The organism is Sphingomonas sp. SRS2 (assembly GCF_000971055.1).
Lineage (GTDB): Bacteria > Pseudomonadota > Alphaproteobacteria > Sphingomonadales > Sphingomonadaceae > Rhizorhabdus.
Genome location: NZ_LARW01000042.1, coordinates 1 through 2,519 on the forward strand (window position 1 = coordinate 1; position 2,519 = coordinate 2,519).

General features: G+C 63.6%; 2 protein-coding genes. Both read right to left on the reverse strand.

The genetic code is table 11. The features are described from left to right. Nucleotides 1–177: 177 nt before the first annotated feature. Nucleotides 178–906, reverse strand: a complete 729-nt coding sequence (gene istB / locus WP12_RS01745; RefSeq protein ID WP_046192052.1) for an IS21-like element helper ATPase IstB — start codon at nucleotides 904–906, stop codon at nucleotides 178–180. After that, nucleotides 893–2,407, reverse strand: coding sequence for an IS21 family transposase (istA, locus tag WP12_RS01750; protein ID WP_084690915.1), 1,515 nt, complete (start codon nucleotides 2,405–2,407; stop codon nucleotides 893–895). The genes istB and istA overlap by 14 nt, the downstream gene beginning before the upstream one ends. Nucleotides 2,408–2,519: the final 112 nt, after the last annotated feature.

The window sequence follows — 2,519 nt, forward strand, 5'->3', positions numbered from 1 at the left end:
TGTCAATCGGCGTGCAAACGGGACCCCCGATAGGCGTCTAAAAGGGACCCCCTTGCGGGATCGGGTAACGTTGTTGTGAGGCGCCAGCTTGCGCTGAGCGCGGCGTAGGGAGGGCGTAGCCCGACCGGAGGCGCGCGCAGCGCAAAGTCTCTTTTAACAGGAGGTTGGCGGCGCAGGTCAGCTGCGGTTTTTGAAGCGCCAGCTGTCGTTGCCGGTCTCGATGATATCGCAATGGTGGGTGACGCGGTCCAGAAGCGCGGTAGTCATCTTGGGATCGCCGAACACGGTCGGCCATTCCCCGAACGCCAGGTTGGTGGTGATTATGACGCTGGTCTGTTCGTAGAGCTTGCTGATGAGGTGGAACAGCAACTGCCCGCCCGATCGTGCGAACGGCAGATAGCCCAGCTCGTCGAGCACGATGAGATCGAGACGGGAGAGCTGCGCAGCGAGCGCGCCAGCCTTCCCGATGCGGGTCTCTTCCTCGAGGCGGGTGACCAGATCTACCGTATTGAAGTAGCGACCGCGAGAGCCCGCACGCACCACGCTGGCGGTAATCGCGATCGCCAGGTGGGTCTTGCCGGTGCCTGTGCCACCAACGAGGACGACGTTGCGCCGACCGGGCAGGAACGATCCGGCGTGCAGCGCACGGACCAGTTCCTCGTTGATCGGAGTGTCATCGAACAGGAACGCGTCGATATCCTTGATCGTCGGCAGCTTGGCAGCACTCATCCGGTAGCGGATCGAAGCGGCATGCCGATGAGCAGCCTCGGCGCGTAGCAGATCGGTGAGGATCTCGGTGGCGCTGCGCTTGCGCTGCACACCAGCGGTCACCGCGTCATCGAACGCGCCGACCATGCCCTTGAGGCCGAGCCCGCGCATGGCCTCGATCATCTCATGCCGCTGCACGGGTGCCTCGCAGACTGTCGTAGCGCGCGCAGTTGGCGATCGGTGGATGGGTCAGCGCCAGATCTTCGGGCGTGATGATGGACGCTGTTCTGGGCGGCTCTCGCCGCCGCGACAGGATGTTGAGGATCACCTCGTCACTGACGGCGCCGATATCGAGCGCTTCGCGGACAGCGCTCTCGACCGCCTCCAGCCCATCGCTGAGAACGGCGGCCAGGACACGGACGAACCGCCGATCGGCATCGTCGTCATTGCCAAGCTTGCGCCGCAACCTGACCAGCGCAGGCGGCAAATCCCAGTCCTGAAAGGGTGCTCCGTTCCTGAGCGCACCAGGCTTGTTCACCAGCACTGGCAGATAATGCCAAGGATCATAGATCGTCCGATCACGGCCGAAGAAGCGCGGATGATCGGCGATGATCACATCGCCCATGCGCACCACGATCCGGTCGGCATAAGCTCGAAGTTGCACCACACGGCGGACGGCCTTGGCCGCTACCGAGTAACGGTTGCGATCAAAGCTGATCAGGCAGGTGCCGCTGACCGCGTGGCTCGTCTCGTGGAAGCCGTCAAAGGGCGCCAGCATCGGTTGGAGCGCGGGCCGCTCCAACTCCAGCGCCTGGCCGACCGTCAGCTCCTTCTGCTCGGGATGCGGTTGCATCGTTGCCCAGCGCAGACACTCGGCCTCCAGCCAGCCATTGAGCTCTTCCAGGCTGGCGAACCGGAGCCGTGGCTTGAAGAAGCGGCCCCGGATGGTCTGGACCTGGTTCTCGACTTGGCCCTTCTCCCAGCCTGCCGCCGGCGAGCATGCGGTTGGCTCGACCATGTAATGGTCAGCCATCACCAGGAACCGGCGGTTGAAGATGCGCTCCTTGCCGACGAACACCGTCGTCACCGCGGTCTTCATATTATCGTAGATACCGCGCAGCGGCACACCTCCGAAGAAGGCGAAGCCGCGCGCATGCGCATCGAACAGCATCTCCTGCGTCTCGCGCGGATATGCCCGGACATAAACTGCTCGTGATGCGCACAACCGCATGTGCGCGACCTTTACCCGCATCGGCTTGCCGGCGATCTCCACGTCCTCGTGGCTCCAGTCGAACTGGTAGGCCTCGCCCGGCCTGAACACGAGCGGGATGAACGCTGCCGCCTCCTCGCCAGGATCTTTGCGCCGGGCTTCCCTCCAGCGTGCAGCGTAGCGCCGGACCGCATCGTAGGAACCCTCGAACCCTTCCCGTCGTAGCAGATCGTGGATGCGCGTCATCCGCAGCTTGTCGCGCCGGGGCGTTACCTCGTTCTGCGACAGCAGCGCGTCGAGCCGGTCCTGATACGGACCAAGGCGCGGCAGCGGCTGCACCGAACGATGATAGTCGAACGCGCCTTCCGGCGCCCGGATCGCCTTGCGCACGACTTTGCGCGACAATCGAAGATCACGCGCGATCGCCTTGATCGCCTTGCCTCCGGCATACTCGCGCCGAATGCGAACCACTGTCTCCACAACCAACATCCCGATCTCGCCAACTGACAATCCAGTCGGCCGTTTAAACCATCGAAATGAGGGGTCCCTTTTAGACGCCGATCACCCCGCTAAGGGGGTCCTTTTTGCACGCCGATCTACA

Bases quoted from the DNA above. Each gene is read 5' to 3' on its own strand.
- istA (WP_084690915.1), bottom strand. From the start codon at position 2,407: ATGTTGGTTGTGGAGACAGTGGTTCGCATTCGGCGCGAGTATGCCGGA.